18 protein-coding genes are annotated in these 18531 nt (G+C 63.1%); 10 read left to right on the forward strand and 8 right to left on the reverse strand.

The genetic code is table 11. The annotated features are described in order from the left end of the window. Positions 1-9 precede the first annotated feature (9 nt). The 6 genes from xylB to ACVWZP_RS06355 all read right to left on the reverse strand — a co-directional run bounded on the left by xylB (position 10) and on the right by ACVWZP_RS06355 (position 6688). Complete coding sequence (xylB, locus tag ACVWZP_RS06330; protein WP_457369571.1) at positions 10-1470, reverse strand: xylulokinase; 1461 nt, start codon at positions 1468-1470, stop codon at positions 10-12. A 16-nt stretch (positions 1471-1486) separates the two neighbouring features. Beyond that, positions 1487-2479, reverse strand: a complete 993-nt coding sequence (locus tag ACVWZP_RS06335) for a LacI family DNA-binding transcriptional regulator (protein WP_046383370.1) — start codon at positions 2477-2479, stop codon at positions 1487-1489. A 21-nt stretch (positions 2480-2500) separates the two neighbouring features. Then, the gene (locus ACVWZP_RS06340) at positions 2501-3433 is read right to left on the reverse strand and encodes an ABC transporter substrate-binding protein (RefSeq protein WP_057004076.1); all 933 of its coding nucleotides are present in this window, start codon (positions 3431-3433) and stop codon (positions 2501-2503) included. A 34-nt stretch (positions 3434-3467) separates the two neighbouring features. Beyond that, positions 3468-4436 carry an ABC transporter permease subunit gene (locus tag ACVWZP_RS06345; protein WP_086005473.1) on the reverse strand — a complete coding sequence of 323 codons (969 nt, stop codon included), beginning with the start codon at positions 4434-4436 and terminating at the stop codon, positions 3468-3470. A gap of 13 nt (positions 4437-4449) precedes the next feature. Further along, on the reverse strand, positions 4450-5982 hold the full coding sequence (locus ACVWZP_RS06350; protein ID WP_057004075.1) for a sugar ABC transporter ATP-binding protein: 1533 nt from the start codon (positions 5980-5982) through the stop codon (positions 4450-4452). Between the two features lie 163 nt (positions 5983-6145). Next, the gene (locus ACVWZP_RS06355) at positions 6146-6688 is read right to left on the reverse strand and encodes a cytochrome b (protein WP_017845739.1); all 543 of its coding nucleotides are present in this window, start codon (positions 6686-6688) and stop codon (positions 6146-6148) included. Between the two features lie 182 nt (positions 6689-6870). Here ACVWZP_RS06355 and ACVWZP_RS06360 point away from each other — a divergent pair, with 182 nt between their 5' ends. The 7 genes from ACVWZP_RS06360 to ACVWZP_RS06390 are packed head-to-tail and all read left to right on the forward strand — an operon-like array spanning position 6871 to position 13159. Then, the gene (locus ACVWZP_RS06360) at positions 6871-7548 is read left to right on the forward strand and encodes a thermostable hemolysin (protein WP_177033188.1); all 678 of its coding nucleotides are present in this window, start codon (positions 6871-6873) and stop codon (positions 7546-7548) included. Continuing rightward, positions 7538-9016 carry an AMP-binding protein gene (locus ACVWZP_RS06365; RefSeq protein ID WP_457369572.1) on the forward strand — a complete coding sequence of 493 codons (1479 nt, stop codon included), beginning with the start codon at positions 7538-7540 and terminating at the stop codon, positions 9014-9016. The genes ACVWZP_RS06360 and ACVWZP_RS06365 overlap by 11 nt, the downstream gene beginning before the upstream one ends. Beyond that, positions 9013-9687 (forward strand): TenA family transcriptional regulator, encoded by a 675-nt coding sequence (locus ACVWZP_RS06370; RefSeq protein ID WP_046383364.1) that lies wholly within the window; start codon positions 9013-9015, stop codon positions 9685-9687. Before ACVWZP_RS06365 ends, ACVWZP_RS06370 begins: the two co-directional genes overlap by 4 nt. Next, entirely contained in the window at positions 9674-10483 is an 810-nt protein-coding gene (locus ACVWZP_RS06375; protein ID WP_046383363.1) for an SDR family oxidoreductase, read from the forward strand. The genes ACVWZP_RS06370 and ACVWZP_RS06375 overlap by 14 nt, the downstream gene beginning before the upstream one ends. Beyond that, the gene (locus ACVWZP_RS06380) at positions 10480-11124 is read left to right on the forward strand and encodes a tetratricopeptide repeat protein (protein ID WP_017845734.1); all 645 of its coding nucleotides are present in this window, start codon (positions 10480-10482) and stop codon (positions 11122-11124) included. The genes ACVWZP_RS06375 and ACVWZP_RS06380 overlap by 4 nt, the downstream gene beginning before the upstream one ends. 11 nt (positions 11125-11135) lie before the next feature. After that, positions 11136-11798, forward strand: a complete 663-nt coding sequence (locus ACVWZP_RS06385; protein WP_017845733.1) for a response regulator — start codon at positions 11136-11138, stop codon at positions 11796-11798. Continuing rightward, a complete protein-coding gene (locus ACVWZP_RS06390; RefSeq protein ID WP_324746600.1) occupies positions 11795-13159 on the forward strand; it encodes a sensor histidine kinase in 1365 nt (454 codons plus the stop codon). Before ACVWZP_RS06385 ends, ACVWZP_RS06390 begins: the two co-directional genes overlap by 4 nt. Positions 13160-13166: 7 nt before the next feature. On the opposite strand, the gene ACVWZP_RS06395 is transcribed toward ACVWZP_RS06390, so the two are convergent. Further along, on the reverse strand, positions 13167-14405 hold the full coding sequence (locus ACVWZP_RS06395) for an MgtC/SapB family protein (protein WP_079443751.1): 1239 nt from the start codon (positions 14403-14405) through the stop codon (positions 13167-13169). 12 nt (positions 14406-14417) lie between these two features. Then, positions 14418-15491 carry an NAD(P)-dependent alcohol dehydrogenase gene (locus tag ACVWZP_RS06400; RefSeq protein WP_026139872.1) on the reverse strand — a complete coding sequence of 358 codons (1074 nt, stop codon included), beginning with the start codon at positions 15489-15491 and terminating at the stop codon, positions 14418-14420. 243 nt (positions 15492-15734) lie between these two features. Between ACVWZP_RS06400 and ACVWZP_RS06405 the strand changes: the two genes are divergently transcribed. The 3 genes from ACVWZP_RS06405 to ACVWZP_RS06415 all read left to right on the forward strand — a co-directional run bounded on the left by ACVWZP_RS06405 (position 15735) and on the right by ACVWZP_RS06415 (position 18276). Continuing rightward, entirely contained in the window at positions 15735-16658 is a 924-nt protein-coding gene (locus tag ACVWZP_RS06405) for a universal stress protein (RefSeq protein WP_046383358.1), read from the forward strand. A gap of 201 nt (positions 16659-16859) precedes the next feature. After that, the gene (locus tag ACVWZP_RS06410; protein WP_046383357.1) at positions 16860-17609 is read left to right on the forward strand and encodes a helix-turn-helix domain-containing protein; all 750 of its coding nucleotides are present in this window, start codon (positions 16860-16862) and stop codon (positions 17607-17609) included. Positions 17610-17712: 103 nt separating this feature from the next. Then, positions 17713-18276 (forward strand): GNAT family N-acetyltransferase, encoded by a 564-nt coding sequence (locus ACVWZP_RS06415; protein ID WP_046383356.1) that lies wholly within the window; start codon positions 17713-17715, stop codon positions 18274-18276. Positions 18277-18531: the final 255 nt, after the last annotated feature.

Consider the following 18531-nt stretch of genomic DNA (forward strand, 5'->3'; position numbering starts at 1 on the left):
CGGATCAAGTCAGCCGTGCAGAGCCTTGGCCGCGCCCAACAGCCCCTGAAACTTGCGATAACGCGCCTCCAGCACCGGCTGTTGCGCCACGTCCGGCACATACCGCGCCTTGACCGGCATGCCCGCCGCGAGCAACGCCGCGCCCTGCCCGATGGCCAAAAAGCCCAACTTCGCCGCGCCGATGCACGCGCTCAGTTCACTGCCGTGCAGCGTGAAGATTTCCCGCTGCAGGATGTTGGCCAGCAACTGCGCCCAATACTCACTGCGCGCGCCGCCACCCACCAGCGCACAGGCGGTGACGTCGGCGCCGCTCGATTGCACCGCGCGCAACGCGTCGAGCAGGCCAAAACCTACACCTTCCATCACCGCATACCCCAGCATCGCCGGGGTGCAGTCGTGGCCCAGGTTCATAAAGCCGCCGCGCAATAAGGGGTCGTTATGCGGGGTGCGTTCGCCGGCCAGGTACGGCAGGAACAACGGCGTATCCAGCGGCACCGATTGGCCGATGGGCAACTGGGCCTGGACCTGATCCAACAGCGCCTGTTCATCCGGCATGCCCGTCAGGCGCGTGACCCAGCGCAAACAACTGGCGCCGGCCAGCATCGCGCCCATGGTGTACCAACGGTCGGGCAGCGCATGGCAGAAGCTGTGTACCGCGCTGGCCGGGTTGCCCGCCGCATGGTCGGTGATCGCGACAATCGCCGCGCTGGTGCCCAGCGTGATGAAACCGTCGCCGGCATTGATCGCGCCGATGCCGACCGCCGCAACCGGGTTGTCGCCACCGCCGCCGGCAATCACCACCTCGGCGCGCAAACCCAGCTCGCGGGCGGTCAGACACGCGCTTGCCGCACCGCCCTCCACCAGCCTGGGCATTTGTTCCGGCGCCAGGCCGGTGGCCCGCAGCATGGGGCTGAACCATTGACGATTGGCCACGTCCAGCCACAGCGTTCCGGCCGCATCGGACATCTCGCTGACGCGCTCCCCGCTCAAGCGCAGGCGCAGGTAGTCCTTGGGCGACAGCACGCAATCGATGGCCTTGAACACCTCGGGCTCATGCCGTTGCAGCCAGAGCAGTTTCGGCGCGGTCAAGCCGGCCATGGGCAAGCTGCCGGTGACGTCGGCAAACCCTGGGCCGAGCTGTGCCGCTTCGGCCACCGCGCGCGAGTCGTCCCACAGAATCGCCGGGTATAACACGCGATCGTCATCCCCCAGCAATACCGCGCCGTGCATTTGCCCGGACAGGCCGATGCACGCCACACGGGCAAACGATTCATGAGCGCGCAACACATCCAGCGCTTGCAAACAGGCTCGCCACCAGTCTTGCGGCGCCTGTTCGGACCAGCCGGGGTGCCGGCGCGAGACGCTCAAGCGCACGCCGGCCTGAGCCAGCACCGCGCCGCTGGCGTCCATCAGGATGGCTTTGAGTTCCGAGGTGCCCAGGTCGATGCCGAGGGAAACAGCAGTGTTCATACGCGTGTCATTCCAATCAATCACAGCCACAGGAGTTACGTATTTGCAGGGTCGGCTCCAGACGCACACTGCGGGTCGGCGCATCGGGTGCGGCCATGCGTTGCAGTAACAGGTTGACCGCACGAGCGCCGAGCGCCTGGACCGGCTGGGCGATCAACGTCAGGCGCGGCACAAAGAAATCCGCCCAATCAAAATCATCGAAGCCCACCAGCGCCATCTGCGCCGGCACTTCGATATGTGCATCGCGCAAGGCCTGCATGGCGCCGAGGGTCATCAGGTTGTTGCCGGCCATGATCGCGGTCGGCGGCGCGGCCAGGCCCAGTAACTGCACCGTGGCCTGGCGTGCCGGTTCGGTGTTGGAGCCGCCGTTGACCAGCAGTTGCGGATCGAACGCCAACCCCGCGGCCGCCAATGCCGCGCGGTAACCGGCCACCCGTTCATCCGTGGTGCTGAACCCCGGGCGCCCGGCGATGAAGCCGATTCGGCGATGCCCATGGGCGATCAGGTGGGCAATCAGCGCCTGGGTGGGCTGGGTATTCGCCACCCCGACCTGATCGAATTGTTCACTCATCATCCGGTCCACCAGCACCGCCGGAATCTCGCTGGCCCGTAGATACTCCAGGGCCAGCGAACCGTTCGAGGGCGCCAATACAATGCCGTCGACGCGCCGGTGATGCAGCGCCGTGACCACCCGCAGCTCCTGCTCCGGGTCGTCGTGGGTATCGACGAACAGCATCATGTAGCCGTGTTTGGCACACTCGGTTTCGATCGCGTGTACGGTTTCGCTGAAGTAATGATTGGACAGCGCCGAGATCGCCACGCCGATGGTGTTGGTGCTCGAACGCGCCAGCGAACGCGCCAGGGTGTTGGGGATATAACCCAGTTCCTGGATCGCGCGCTGCACCGCTTGCACCGTGGCCGGGCTGACCTTGCGGGTGCCGTTCAACACATGGGACACCGTTGACGTCGACACCCCCGCTCTGCTTGCGACGTCATCCATGGTGACCACGGCGCTGTCCCCCTCAATGACTCAGTGTTTACTCGACCAACCGCTGTACGTCGCGACGTTGTCGCGGGTGATCAGTTTGGGCGTGAGCAGCGTAACCGTTTCGGCCGGCGCCTTGTCGTTGAGAAGGTCATTGCCGATGTTCACCGCCGTCTGCGCCATGGCCCATGGGTCCTGGCTGGAGGACGCCTGGATCTGGGTGTCGGTCTTCAGCGCATTCTCGATATCCGGCGCGCCATCTACCGAGGTGATGATGATACCGCTGCGTTTGAGCTGCTTGGCCGCCAGGTCGCTGCCGATGGCCTGGGGGTCGTTGATCGCGAACAGACCGTCGATTTTCGCAAAACGCGTGAGGTAGCCCTGCATCACGTTCAGGCCGCCTTCACGCGAGCCCTTGCCGTCCTGGTCATCGGACAGCACCTTGATCTGCGGCGCAGCGGCCAAGGCGGCCTTGCAACCTTTGACGCGGTCGGTCACGGCAGTCACTTGCGGGCCGTTCTGGATAATCACGTTGCCTTTACCCGCGAGCTTGTCCACCAGGAATTGGCAGGCCAGTTTGCCGGCTTCGACGTTGTCGGTCTGGACGGTCGCGTTGACCCCCTTGGCGTCCACGTCCACCGCCACCACGACGATACCGGCGTCACGGGCTTTCTTGATCGCCGAGGCCATCGCGGAGGGGTCGACGGCGTTGATCAGAATCAGGTCGACCTTGGACGAGATGAAGTTGTCGATCTGCGAAAACTGCTTGCTCAAGTCATAGTCGGCCGACACCGACGTGACCTTGACGCCGGGGTTCAGCTCCTTGGCGCGGGCCGTGGCGCCGTCGGCCAGGGTCACGAAATACGGGTTGCCCAGCGAGCCCATGCTGATGCCCAGGGCTTTCAATTCACGCGCTTCCACGGCTTGGGACATCAGGGCAGCCAAGGCAATGACGGGAAAGATGTGTTTTAGGTTCATGTGGGTCTCTCTTGTGATTGTTGTAGGAGTGAACTCAGGTCCGCGCACCGGACTGGCGATAGCGATCCAGCGCGACCGCGCCGATGATCACGATGCCCTTGATGATGTACTGCCAGATATCCGAGACGCCCAGCAGCACCAGGCCATTGGTCAGTACCGCAATGATCAGTGCGCCGATCAGCGTGCCGCCGATGGTGCCGACGCCGCCGGTAAAGCTGGTGCCGCCGAGGATCACTGCAGCGATCGCATCCAGCTCGTAGGATTGCCCCAGTTGCAGGCCATTGGCAGCGAACAGGCGTGAAGCACTCATCACCGCGCCAAGCCCGGCCAACGCACCGGACATCGCGTAGACGAACAGCAGCACCTTCCACACCTTGATCCCGGAAAGCCGCGCCGCTTCCGGGTTGCCGCCCACCGAATAGATCTGCACGCCCATCACCGTGCGCCGCAGGATGAACCACGACAACGCCACCACCGCGACCGCGATCACCACCAACCACGGCACGCCGAGGATCGAGTCATTGCCGATAAAGGCAAACGGCAGGTCGGGGTTGAACACGGTCTTGTCGTCGGCCAGCAAACGCGCCAGGCCGCGCATGGCGGTCAGCGCGCCGAGGGTGACGATAAACGGCGGCAAGCGCATGAACGCGATCAACCCTCCGTTGACCAGGCCCAGCAACAGGCCAAAGCCAATCCCGGCGGCAATCCCGAACATGCCGAACTGCGGCGACATCGAGGCCTGCAACGCCACCACGGCGGACGCCGCGAGGATCGCACCGACGGACAGGTCGATGCCGGCAGTGAGGATCACAAAGGTCATGCCCGCCGCCAGCACCACGTTGACCGAGGCCTGTTGCGTGATGATCGACAGGTTCTGCACCGTCAGGAAGTTTTCGCTGGCCAGGGCAAAGCCCACCAGCAGCAGGACCAGCACCGGCAGCATGCCGACGCTGCGCATCAGTTCCCTGAGCCGCTCGGCCTTGCCGATTGGCGGGAGGGTCATTGTGTTGTTCGAATCAGCCATGGGCAGCCACCTGATCGCCACCGGTGGCGAGGTCAATAATACGTTCCTGGGAAATGACGTGGCCCGAAGCCCCGCCGACTTCGGCCACCAACTGGCCTTCGCGCATGATCAGCACGCGGTCGCAGGTGCCGATGATTTCCGGCAACTCGCTGGAAATCACCACGACGCCTACACCGGCCTGCGCCAGTTGATTGATGATGCGGTAGATCTCGGATTTGGAGCCGATGTCCACGCCGCGCGTGGGTTCGTCGAGGATCAGCACATGCGGCTTGACCTCCAGCAGCCGCGCCAACAAGACCTTTTGCTGATTGCCGCCGGACAACGCGCCGACGTTGACCTTGCCCGACGCCACGCGAATCGACAGCGACTTGATCGCGTCCTGCGAGCGTTGCACGGCATGCCGTCGATTGAGCACGCCACCGGCATGGGCGTCCGGCACACAGGCGCAGACATTGATGTTGTCGGCCACGCTCATGTCCAGGAACAGGCCCTGGGCCTTGCGGTCTTCGGTGAGGTACACCACGCCGGCGCGGATCGCGTCGGCCGGGGTGCGCAGTTGGGTGACGGTCTTGCCCACCACTTCCAGGGTGCCGCCGGTGCGCGGGTCGGCGCCGAAGATCAGCCGCGCCAGTTCGGTGCGCCCTGCCCCCACCAGGCCGGCGATGCCCAGCACTTCGCCGGCATGCAGGTCGAAGCTGCAGTTGCGCACGCGTTTGCCGTCGGCCATGTCGCGCACGCGCATCACCACCGCGCCAGGGTCATAGGCCGCGTGTTCCTTCTTGTAGAAACCGGAGAGGTCGCGGCCGACCATCATCTTCACCAATACCTCGGCCGACAGCGCGTCGCGGGTCAGTTCGCCGATGTACTGGCCGTCGCGCAGCACCGAAACCCGGTCCGACAATTCGTAGATCTCGGCCATGCGATGGCTGATATAGATGATCGCCAGGCCCTGGCTGCGCAGCTGTTTGATCAGCGCGAACAGGCGGTCGGTCTCGCGCGATGAGAGCGGCGTGGTGGGCTCGTCCATGACCAGGATCTTGGCGTGGGCATGCAGGGCGCGGGCGATTTCCACCAATTGGCGTTCGGCAATCGACAGGCTGCTGACCCGCGTTGCCGCGGTGAACTCGGCGCCCAGGCGTTGCAGCACTTCCACGCAACCGGCCTGCATGCCCTGGCGGTCGATGGTCCAGCCACGGCGCAGTTCGCGGCCCAGGTAGATGTTCTCGGCCACGCTCAGGTTCGGGCACAGGCTCAGTTCTTGATAGATCACGGCGATGCCGAGGGCTTTGGCGGTGGCGGGGTCGAACGTGGCGACAGGCTGGCCGGCGATGCGGATGGTGCCGCCCGGGTCGGCCTGGTAAGCGCCGGAGAGGATTTTCATCAGGGTGGATTTGCCGGCGCCGTTCTCCCCCATCAAGGCGTGGATTTCGCCGGGGTAGACTTTCAGGCTGACATTCTTGAGCACGCGCAAACCGTTGAAGGTTTTGCTGATGCCCTGCATTTCAAGCAAGGGTTCGAGGCTCATGACTGAGCTCCTGAATTTATTATTTTTGTATTCGCGCTCCTTGGATCAGAGCCGATCACCACCGACTCTAATCAGATAGATTTGCTTACGCAAGCGCTTGCGTATCCCGTTTGTCGCTTGATGAAACGTTTCATCAAGCGACTTAACCGCAACCTCAGCGTTCTTAACGTTTTGGCAGCATGCGCAGCAAGGTGTTGTCCCGCACCCAATAGTGGTGGAACAAACCGGCGGCGGCGTGCAGGCCGATCAGCCAATAACCGGCGCTGCCCAACCATTCATGCCAGTGCTTGAACTGCCTGGCCAGGTCGGGGTCCGCTGCGACCAGGGTCGGCAAGGAAAACTCGAAATACGGCACCGGTTTGCCTGCGGCGTTGAGCATCAGCCAGGCCAGCAGCGGCGTGACGATCATCAGGCCGTACAACGCCAGGTGCATCAGGTGCGACATGCCCGTCTGCCAGGCCGGCGGGCGCGGCACGATCGGTGGGCGCGGCGTCAGGCGCCCGAGCAGGCGCAGCCAGACCAGCAGGAAAATCCCGATACCGAACAGCGCATGGGCGCCAAGGAACAGCCCCTTGAGTGCGTGCCCGCGGGGCAACAGACCTTTGATTTCGATGCAACCGTACACGCCGACAAACAACGCCAGCATCAACCAGTGCAGAATCATCGACAGCCTTGAATAGCGCGCTGTCATCAGGTTTTCGCTCATAGAAAAGGCACCTTGTGCAGGGGGTGGGGCCGAACCCGGCCTTGATAAAGTCGCGATCACCCTGCCCGGCTAGTCTTAAGACAATCTGAAGATCGCTGAAACGATCATTTTCGCCACCTTCAGACTTCGTTAAGAAATGCCTTTGATACTTCTCCCAACTTCACTTGGGAGGCATAACGCCAATGCCCGGTATCGATTGGAAGATTCCCCTGCCCCTGCTGTTCGGCCAAGCCGACAGCGCATCGCTGTGCCTTTCCCGAGCACTGCCTCAAGACCCCCAACGCCCGGCCTTCGAAGCCTTCATCCAGCAGCGCTTTCGGATTGCCCACGGTGCCGATATCCGTCATTTCATGCCGCAGCTGTTTGGCGTCAGCCAGGCCAACGGTGAACTCTGCGCCGTCGCCGGGGTGCGCCTGGCGAGCGACGAGCCGTTGTTCCTGGAGCGCTACCTCGACCATCCGATCGAGCCGCTGATCAGCGCCGCCGCCGCGCAACCGGTAGACCGCGGGGCCATCGCCGAAGTCGGCAACCTGGCCGCCAGCGACACCGGCAGTGCGCGCCTGAGCATCATCGCCATCACCTGGTTGCTGGCGATGGCCGGCCTGGAGTGGGTGGCGTTCACCGGCAATATCGGCCTGGTCAACAGTTTCCATCGCCTCGGTCTGAAGCCCGTCACCCTGTGCGCCGCCGACCCGCAGCGCCTGGGCGATGAGCGCCATCACTGGGGCAGTTATTACGAAAGCCAACCCTGGGTGCATGTCGGCAATATCCGCGCCGGCTTCATCCATCTGCGCAACATGGGCCTGTTCTCGCGCCTGGGGTTGCCGACCACGATTGAGGATGCCAGCCATGTCGCCTGAAACCCGCCGTTTCCACGCTGTTCTTCGCGGCTATGCCGAACGCAATGACGGCGCCGTCGCCCTGTGGGGTGACACCTTGAAGATGGATTACACCGCGCTGTTCGCCGAGGTGACCGCTCGACAGGAACGCCTGCGCGATGAAGGCGTGAAGGTGGTGGCGCTGGCCCTGGACAATGGCATCGAGGCCATGCTGTGGGACCTGGCGATCCTGTTCGAAGGCTTGACCTGCCTGACCCTGCCGCCGTTCTTCAGCCCGACCCAGCGCGCCCACTGCCTGGAACAGAGCCACGCCGAGCGCGTGATCGCCGAGCCCTACCTGGACGCCGAATTGCACGCTGGCGGTTACCGCAAAACCGGTGACTTCTGGTGCCGCGCGTTCGACGGCCGCCCTTCAATGCCCCTGGGCACGGCCAAGGTGACCTTTACCTCCGGCACCACCGGCACGCCCAAAGGCGTGTGCCTGAGTGCCGACAGCGTACTGCGGGTGGCCCGCGAGTTGTACCAGGCCAGCCATGCCAGCGACCCGCGCCATCACCTGTCATTATTGCCGCTTGCCATCCTGCTCGAGAACCTGGGGTGCTACGCCGCGCTGTATGCCGGCGCCACCTTGAGCCTGCCCAGCCAGAAGAGCCTGGGCATCCAGGGCGCCAGTGCGGTGGACGCCGCGCAATTGCTCGGTTGCCTGGCGGTGCGCCAACCCCACAGCCTGATCCTGGTTCCGCAGTTGCTGCTGATGCTGGTCATCGCCGCCGAGCAGAAAGCCTTCAACCCGCAAGGCCTGCGCTTTGCCGCGGTGGGCGGTGCGCGGGTCTCCAAGGCCTTGCTGCTGCGCGCGCAGCACTTGGGCGTGCCGGTGTTCGAAGGCTACGGCCTGTCGGAATGCGCCTCGGTGGTGTGCCTCAACCGCCCCGGCGCCCAGCGCGCCGGCAGTGTTGGCCAGCCGCTGCCCCATGTGGAGATCCGCCTCGCCGAAGACAACGAGGTGCTGATCAAGGGCTCGACCTTGCTCGGCTATCTGGGCCAGCCCGAACAGCCCGAACAATGGTGGCCCAGCGGTGATCTGGGCGCGTTCGACGACGACGGTTTTCTCTACCTCAAAGGCCGCAAGAAGCATCAGTTCGTCACCAGTTACGGGCGCAACGTCAACCCGGACTGGGTCGAGGCCGAACTGACCCAGGGCGGCGCCATCGCCCAGGCCTTCGTCTATGGCGAAGCCCTGCCGCAGAACCACGCGCTGCTGTGGCCTCATCGCGCCGACTGCTCCGACGCCCAACTGGCCGCCGCTGTGGCCCTGGCCAACAGCGGCCTGCCCGACTACGCACAGGTGCATCGCTGGACGCGCCTGGAAGAACCGTTCACCGCCGCCAACGGCTTGCTCACCGCCAATGGCCGGCCACGGCGTGACGCCATCGTCGCGCGTTATCAATCCCAACTTGCCCCTGCACTCAACGAGGAAACTTCATCGTGAACTTTTTCGACACCCTGCAAGACGCTACCCAACAAGAACGCCAGGCCCTGTTCAGCCTGCCGATCATCCGTGATGCACTGGAAGGCAAGGTCAGCCTGGAGAGCTACCGTGAATTCCTCGCCCAGGCCTACTACCACGTGCGCCACACCGTGCCGTTGATGATGGCCTGCGGTGCGCGCCTGCCCTCGCGCCTGGAGTGGTTGCGCAAGGCAGTCAGCGACTACATCGAGGATGAATATGGCCATGAGCAATGGGTGCTCGATGACATCGAGGCCTGTGGCGGCGACCGCGACGCGGTACGTGACGGACGCCCGGGCTTGCCCATCGAGTTGATGGTCAGCTACCTCTACGACCTGATCGCCCGTGACAACCCGGTCGGCCTGTTCGGCATGGTCAATGTGCTGGAAGGCACCAGCATCGCCCTGGCCACCCACGCCGCCGGCAGCATCCGCGATCATCTGCAACTGCCGGAGACGGCGTTCAGCTACCTGAGCTCCCACGGTGCCCTGGACATCGGGCACATGGAAACGTACCGCCGCTTGATGAACAGCCTGGACGACCCCGAAGACCAGGCCGCCGTGATCCGCGCCTCCAAAGTCGTGTACGCGCTGTACACCGACATGTTCCGCAACCTGCCGCGTAGCGGGGAGGCTCCCCATGCGCCTGTCTGAAGCCCGTGTGGTGCTGACCGGCGCCAGCGGTGGCATTGGCCTGGCGATTGCCACCGCACTGTGCGCCAGTGGCGCGCATGTGCTGGCCGTGGCGCGTCATCGCGAACCGCTGGAAGCCTTGTTGGCGCAATACCCGGAACAACTGTGCTGGGTCGGCGCCGACCTGACCTTCCTCAACGACCGGCGCAAGGTGCTGGCCGCCGCGCAAGCCATCGGCGGCGTCAACCTGCTGATCAACGCAGCCGGGATCAACCACTTCGCCATGCTGGAACAGCTCGACGAAAACGAGATCAACGGCATGCTCGCGTTGAACATCACCGCGCCGATCTGCCTGACCAAGCTGCTGCTGCCCATGCTCAAGCAAGCCGCGAGCGCGATGGTGGTGAACGTCGGCTCCACTTACGGCTCCATCGGTTACCCCGGCTATGCCACCTACTGCGCGACCAAGTTCGCCTTGCGCGGGTTTTCCGAAGCCCTGCGCCGGGAACTGGCCGATACGCGGGTCGGCGTGTTGTACGTCGCGCCGCGTGCCACCCATACGCGCATGAACAGCCCCGCGGCGCAAGCCTTGAACGATGCGCTCAAATCCAACGTCGACGACCCGCACAGCGTGGCCGCCGCGGTGATCAAAGCGATTGCCAACGACCGCCGCGACCTTTACCTGGGCTGGCCGGAGCGCTTTTTTGTGCGCCTCAACAGCCTGCTGCCGAACCTGGTCGACCGAGGCTTGCGCAAACAACTGCCGCTGGTCCGCCGCCTCAGCGATAAACCCGTGAAAAAGGATCTGAACCCATGAAACGCCTCTTCGCCGCGCTGCTGCTCACCGCCCTGAGCCCACTCACCTGGGCGCTGGACAGCGCCGACCAGCAACGCCTGACCGAGATCCAGACACGCTGGGCCCATATTCAATACAACTTGCCCGAGGAACAGCGCACCAAGGCCTTTGAGCAACTCGCCGCCCAGGCGACAGCCTTCACCCAGGCGCGCCCTCAAGCGGCCGAGGCCTGGATCTGGTCCGGCATCGTCAGCAGCAGTTGGGCCGGTGCCCAGGGCGGGCTTGGCGCGTTGAGCAAGGTCAAGGCGGCCAAGGTCGACCTGGAAAAAGCCCTCGCCCTCGACCCCAAGGCCCTGCAAGGCTCGGCCTACACCAGCCTCGCTGCATTGTATGATCGGGTTCCCGGCTGGCCGATCGGCTTTGGCGATGCCGACAAGGCTGACCAGTTACTCAAACAGGCCTTGCAACTGAACCCGACAGGCATAGATAGTCTGTATTTCTGGGGGGACCACCTGTACCGGCAGAAACGCTACAGCGAAGCCCGCGAGGCCCTGCAAAAAGCCTTGCTCGCCGCTCCACGGCCGGGCCGGGAAACCGCCGATGCCGGACGGCGCAAAGAGATCGAAAGCGTGCTGGCCGACATCAACAAAAAACTCAACTGACAGGAGTCCGCGTGCGCCTATTACTGATCGAGGATGACGAAGCATTGGGTGAAGGTATTCACCAGGCGCTGGTGCGGGAAGGCTACACCGTTGATTGGCTCAAAGATGGCAGCAGTGCATTACATGCACTGCTCAGCGAAACCTTTGACGTGGCGGTGCTCGATCTCGGGCTGCCGCGCATGGATGGGCTGGAGGTGCTGCGCCGCTTGCGCGACAGCGGCTCGAACCTGCCGGTGCTGATCCTCACGGCACGGGATGCCACCGAAGACCGGATCGCCGGGCTGGACGCCGGCGCCGACGATTACCTGATCAAGCCCTTCGACCTGGCCGAACTCAAGGCGCGCCTGCGTGCGTTGCTGCGCCGCAGCGCCGGGCGCGCACGGGTGATGATCGAACACGCGGGCATCTGCCTGGACCCGAGCACGCAACAGGTCAGCTACCACGGCGAACCGGTGCTGCTCACCCCCAAAGAATACCAACTACTGCACGAACTGCTGTCGCCACCGGGCCGCGTCATGACCCGCGACCAGTTGATGCAGTTGCTCTACGGCTGGAACGAAGAAGCTGAAAGCAACACCCTGGAAGTGCATATCCATCACCTGCGCAAGAAGTTCTCCAGCGAGCTGATCCGCACCGTTCGCGGCGTCGGCTATCTGGTTGAGGAGCGCGGATGACTTCTATACGACGGCGAACCCTGACCCTGATCATCGGCCTGCTGCTCGCCGGTCTGCTGCTGATCAGCGCGCTCAACCTGCATGACAGCAACCACGAAATCGCCGAAGTCTATGACGCGCAACTGGCGCAGAACGCCCGCCTGCTCCAGGGCGTGATGAGCATGCCGCTGGCCAGCCAGGACCAGGAAGACCTGTACCGCGCGTTCAACAAAGCCTTGGGCGAAGCGATGCCCAAGGTGGATGGACACCCCTACGAAAGCAAAGTCGCCTTCCAGGTGTGGAACCCCAAGGGCGAACTGCTGGTGTTCACCGCCAGCGCCCCGTCATTTGTCCCCGCGCCCACCCAGCCGGGCTTCAGCAACGTCGAAGACCTGAACGGCCGTCAATGGCGCGGCTTTGTGCTCAAGGACAAGGACAACGGTCTGCGGATCTGGGTGGGCGAGCGCGACGACGTGCGCGCCGACTTGGTGCAACGCATCGTGCGGCATACCTTGTGGCCCAACGTGCTGGGCAGCCTGATTCTCGCGGCGATGGTCTGGCTGGCGATCGGCTGGGGCCTCAAGCCCCTGGCCGACATGGCCGCCACCCTGCGTGCGCGGCATTCGGGCTCGCTCGAACCGATGCAACTGACGCCGCTGCCCACAGAGCTTGAGCCGATGCAGGCGGCGCTCAACCGCATGCTCGCGCAGATCCAGGAAATGCTCGGCCGCGAACGGCGCTTCATTGCCGATGCGGCCCATGAAATGCGTACACCATTGGCGGTATTGCGCGTGCATGCCCAGAACCTGCTGGAAGCCGGCACAGAAACCGAACGGCGCGAGTCCCTGGCCTTTCTGATCGCCGGCGTCGACCGCACCAGCCGCCTGGTCAACCAATTGCTGACCATGGCGCGCCTGGAGCCCAGCGCCGGGCAACCGCCGGTACAGGCCATCGACCTGGCGACAACAGTGCGCGAAACCCTGATTCAGTTGACCCCATGGCTGTTGAGCAAAGGCCTTGAGCTGGTATTCGACGTCGAGGATGGCCCGTGCCCGGTGAATACCGACGCCGCCGCGATCAATATCGCCCTGACCAACCTGGTGACCAACGCCGCGAATTTCTCCCCGGAACACGGGGTGATCACCGTGGGCTTGCGCAAGAACGCCATGCGTTTTGCCCTTACCGTCGACGATCAGGGCCCTGGCATCGACGAAAACCAGCGCGAGCGCCTGTTCGAACGCTTCTATAGCCGTGGCAATGCCCAGGGCGCAGGCCTGGGCCTGACCATCGTACAAACCATCGCCCAACGCCTGGGCGGCCAGGTCAGCCTGGAAAACCTGGCGGCCGGCGGCCTGCGGGCGACCCTGGAAATCCCTGCCTGACGGAGCATCAGCCGGCCCATGTGACCAGCCACATCGCGCCGACCAGCAAGACCTGGCCGACGATCACATACACCGCGAAGTAACGACCGCCGCTGACCCCGGCCACCACGCACTTGCTCAGCGCGTTGCAACTGACCGCGAGCAACACCGGGATGGACGCGGCCTCCAGGGACAGCTGGCCGCTGGTGGCCAGGGCCGCGATCGAGGCGATGGACGCGTGGGCATCGGCAAAGCCACTCAGGGTGGCAGTCAATATCACGCCGACCTGGCCGAAGTGATGGAGCATCAGCGACGACAAGAAGGTAATGCCGGTCAGGGTCACGACCATGATCAGCGCCAACTTGAGGTCGAATGCGCCGCCCACCTTGATGGTTTGGCTGGCCGCCGCCGTCGGCGCGTGCCACATCAGGCACACACCGTACAACGCGGTGGTGGCAAACCCGGCGAGCAGCGGCCAGGCCATCTGCGACAGCAGCGCCGGCTCCACGGTGCCGAGGATCAGCGCCGCCTGGGCCACCGTCGCAATATTCGAGAAAATGGCCGCCGCCGCGAGGATGCGCAGGTGCTCCGGCTCTTTGGCGACCATCTGGCCCATGGCGGCAACGGTCACGGTACTGGAGGCGAACCCCGAAGCAATGGCGCTCACGACGTAGCCATAACGTGGCCCCAGCGCGCGCACCGCCACGTGCCCCACCGCGCCGACCGCCATCAACAACACCGTCAACGTGCAGATGGTGCGCGGGTTCAGCGCGCCGTAGGGGCCGATAAAGCGATCCGGCGCCAGCGGCAGGACCACCAGCGCAACGACCAACAGCAACAGGCCGTCGCGCATTTCCACATCGGTCAATTGACTGCGAGCAAAGTTGTGCAACTTGTCGCGATAGGCCAGCAGGCCGGCCACCACCACGCCGACGGCCGTGGCCAGTTCGGGAGCGACCCCACACCAGGCGCCCAATAGCAGCACCGTGAGCAACGCCACTTCACTGGTGATCCCCGGGTCGTTGTCCCGGCTCTTCCAGTAAGCGGTACTGACGATCACGGCCAGGCACCCGGCGATCAGGCCCAGCAACAGGCCACCGCCGACTTGCTGCGAGACGTAGCCCAATAACGCGGTAATCGAATAGGTGCGCAAACCGGCAAACGCGCGCAACTCGCCCTGGCCCTTGTGGCGTTCGCGCTCAAGGCCGATCAGCATGCCGATGCCCAGCGCCGCGGCGGCACCGGCCAGCCCGAGGGTTTGCGTCATTTACAGGCGCCTTCAGGGGGTGATCGCGACCTTCATGACACCGTCGCGCTGATGGGCAAACAGCTCATAGGCGGCCTCGATATCGTCGAGCTTGAAACGGTGCGTCACCAGGGGCGACAGATCCACCCCGCCGCTGGCCACCACGGCGAGCAAACGGCGCATGCGTTCCTTGCCGCCAGGGCACAGGGTCGACACGATGCTGTAATCCCCCAAGCCGGCGCTGAATGCGTCGTAGGGAATGTGCAGGTCGCTGGAGTAGACCCCCAGGCTGGAGACCCGCCCTCCCGGACGCAGCACGCGCAATGCCGACTCGAACGTACCCTGGGTGCCCAGGGCCTCGATCGCCACATCGACCCCACGGCCGTCGGTGATGGTCATGATCTGCTCGACCACATTGCCTTTCTTGAAGTCGACGATATGGGTGGCGCCCAGGCTGCGGGCGACGTTCATGCGCTCGCTGACACCATCGACACCGATGATCATCGACGCGCCTTTGAGCCGGGCGCCCGCCACCGCGCACAGGCCGATCGGCCCGAGGGCGAAGACCGCGACGGTGTCGCCGATGGTCACCTCACCGCGCTCGGCGCCGGAAAAGCCGGTGGACATGATGTCCGGGCACATGAGCACTTGTTCGTCGCTCAGCCCATCGGGGATCGGGCATAGGTTGGCCAGCGCATCGGGGACCAGCACGTATTCGGCCTGGCAGCCATCGATGGTATTGCCGAACTTCCAGCCGCCGGCCGCGCGAAAGCCATGCCGGGTGTCGGGGCCGTCCTGGGAGCCGCAGCCGCACAGGCAGGCATAACTCTGCCCGCTGGGCGTGATGGCGCCGGCGATCACCCGCTGCCCCTCAACGAAACCACGCACCTGGGAGCCCAGCCGCTCGATCACGCCCACCGGTTCGTGGCCCACGGTCAACCCTTTGGCCACCGGGTACTCACCGCGCAGGATATGCACGTCGGTGCCGCAGATGGTCGTGGTGGTGATACGCACCAACGCATCCAGCGGGCCGACTTCGGGGATGGGTTTGTCGTCGAGGACGATGCGGTTTTTTTCAACGAAGACAGCTGCTCTCATGGTTGCCACGGCGTGACCTCCTGCGTCTGGAAAAGCCTGAATGACATCCAGACTGCACCGCGATGACAACACGGGGGTTGATCATTATCAACAATCCTCTGATTGATCGAGACACCCGGCCGGATGTCGCTGAGCGTGCCCTGGCTCAAGGCGACTTGATGCAAGTCAAACCGGCGCCGTCGCCCGGCGCCATGATCTAGAGTAAGTATCATTGCCCGATGCTATCTGCTGGTTACCCAAGGGAGATTGCCCATGTCTGCTCAAGCACGTTTCTTACTGCTGGTTTCGCCACTGATGGAACACAGCCCCGCCTTCGACCGGGCCGCCGCCCTGGCCAAGGCTGAAGGCGCCGCGCTGCACATTCTCGCCTTCGATTACCTGGAAGGCCTGGCTACCGCCGGCCTGGTCAACGAGCAGGCTCTGGAACAGATGCGAATTGGCTATGTAGAGCGCCATCACCAGTGGCTGGAGGATCAGGCCAGGCCCTTGCGCAACCTCGGCCTGACCGTCACCACCGAAGTGGCGTGGGTGGAGCGCCCGCTGCAGGAAATTCTGATTCGTCTTAAGGAAGAGCCCATGGCCGTGGTGATCAAGGCGCTGGAGCATGAGTCCCTGCTGTCGCGCTTGATGTTTACGCCGCTGGACGTCCACCTGATTCGCGAATGCCCAGTGCCACTGCATTTTGTCAGCGGTGCGCCCCATGCGTTACCGCGCAAGATCGTGGCGGCCGTCGACCCGTTCCATCACGACGAGCACTACGACAGCCTTAACGACCGCATCCTGCATGAAGCCGTCAAACTGGCGACAGCCTGCGATGCCGAGGTCGAGGTGATTTATGCCCATGACCTGTCCGATCTCGGCGCTCAGGAGTATGGATTCGGCAGCGGTGCCGGGTTCTTCTCTTCGGTGGCCGCCAAACGGCTGTTCGACGAACAGGGGCAGGCCTTCAATGACTTGGCCGCGCGCAACGGTATTCCGCCAGCGCAGCGCCATATGATCTTGGGTAACCCGGCGAAAGTGCTGTCCAGCTATGCCGATGCCTACAACGTCGATGTGATCGTCATGGGCCGCGTCGGTCATCGCGGCCTATCGCGCCTGCTCGGCAGTACAGCCGAGACGCTGCTGTACAAAATGCCTTGCAGCGTGTGGATGGTTAAACCGGAAGTGCTCGACTGAGCGCGGTGATCGTATGCACACCCTCGCTGCACACTCGCAGCGAGGGCATGTCAAAGGCATTCATTGAGGGGGCATAACGAGACTCATCACACTCGAAAGCGATCAGCGGTCAAATATATGAAACATGCACCTATCTTTCTCCAATATTTGGATGTTAAGTAGGAGGAATATATATGTGTGTGTGTGCAAGAGGCTTTTGTGATGAAGTCAACTCCAGTTCTTGTACAAGTCCAACATTTAAAAACAACCTGCGCGAGCTGCAGCGTTTTAGAGTTGTGTTTACCCCTGGGTTTGACCGAGATCGAAGTGGGTCGCCTGGACACATTGATTCCACAACGCGTCAAAGTCAAAAAAGGTGCTTCGCTGTATCGCACCGCCGATCCGTTACGCTCGCTTTACGCCGTGCGTACCGGGTTCTTCAAGACCTGCATACTGTCCATGGATGGTCGCGAGCAAGTCACTGGGTTCCAGATGGCCGGGGAAATGCTCGGCCTAGACGCCATCAGTGCCGACACCCATGCCTGCAACGCGATTGCGCTGGAAGACAGCGAAGTGTGCCCTCTGCACTTCAACCAACTGGAGCGACTGGCCGGTCAAATACCGTCGTTGCAGCATAACTTGAACAAAATCATGAGCCGCGAAATTGTGCGTGATCACGGTATGTTATTGCAAATGGGTAATATGAACGCCGATGAGCGGCTTTGTGCATTTGTATTGAATATATCAATGCGTATGAGTACGCGTGGTTATTCATCGCGATCTTTTATATTACGCATGAGACGAGAAGAGATCGGCTCTTATCTGGGCCTGCGCCTGGAGACGGTGTGCCGCAGCATTGCGCAGTTACGCAAACTGGGCCTGGTGCATATCAGCGCACGCAATGTCGAGATTCTCGACCTGGCGAAACTCAAGACGTTCATATCCGGCTGTCATCGGCATGGTCCCGAGTAACAGGGCCTCATCTGATCCAAATCAGCTTTATCTGTCGGCAAAGGCGTAGAACCGAAGCAACAGGGGGCCGCTCCTGTCGCCCCCAAACCTCGGAGCTCACACCATGCTTACCGTCGAAGAGCACAACAGACAAGCCGCCATCGCCTATAAAACAAGCCCGGAACCGCACTGGATCGATAAGCTCAATGACGGCCGCCATGTGCTGGTGCGCCCGCTGAGAATCGAAGACCGGGACCGCGAATATAACTTCATCAAGAGCTTGTCCCGCGAGTCCCGGCACGCGCGCTTCCTCGGCGAAATCAACGAGCCCGGCAAGACCCTGCTCGATCAATTGATGGATGTCGACAATCAGCAACGCGTGGCATTTATTGCCCTGGTGCATGACAACGGCAAACTGATCGAAATCGGCGTTGCGCGCTATGCCGCAGCCAAAGAGCACGAATGCGAATGCGCGGTCACCGTGGCGGACCCTTGGCAGCACCTGGGACTTGGGCACATTTTGATGCAACACCTGATGACCGCGGCGAAAGCAAACAACTTCACGTCGATGTACACCGTGGATGAAGCGAGCAACACCCCGTTGCGTGAGTTGACCAACGCGTTGGGCTTCCACACCGTCACCAATCCGGATGACGCTACCCAAGTGATCAGCAGCGTGAAGCTCTGAGTAGCACTGCACGGTAAAAGGGCGGCGCGCCGCCCTTGCCTTCCATACACTCGTTTGAGTGTATTCATACCGAACCGAAAACGTCTGTTGCGCGAACGCCTGTAAGCGGGGTGAACCGCACCTGCGCCTGGCACTGCGCAATACCAGGTAACGGTGTTTTGGCTGAATGAAGGAATCAAGACCGCTTCTGTCGCTACACACGGTTAATGCCACGGGCACTGCCCCCCCTGGCGTCATCTCGTAACCTCAGGCGAC

It is taken from the genome of Pseudomonas sp. TE36184, from assembly GCF_054060055.1.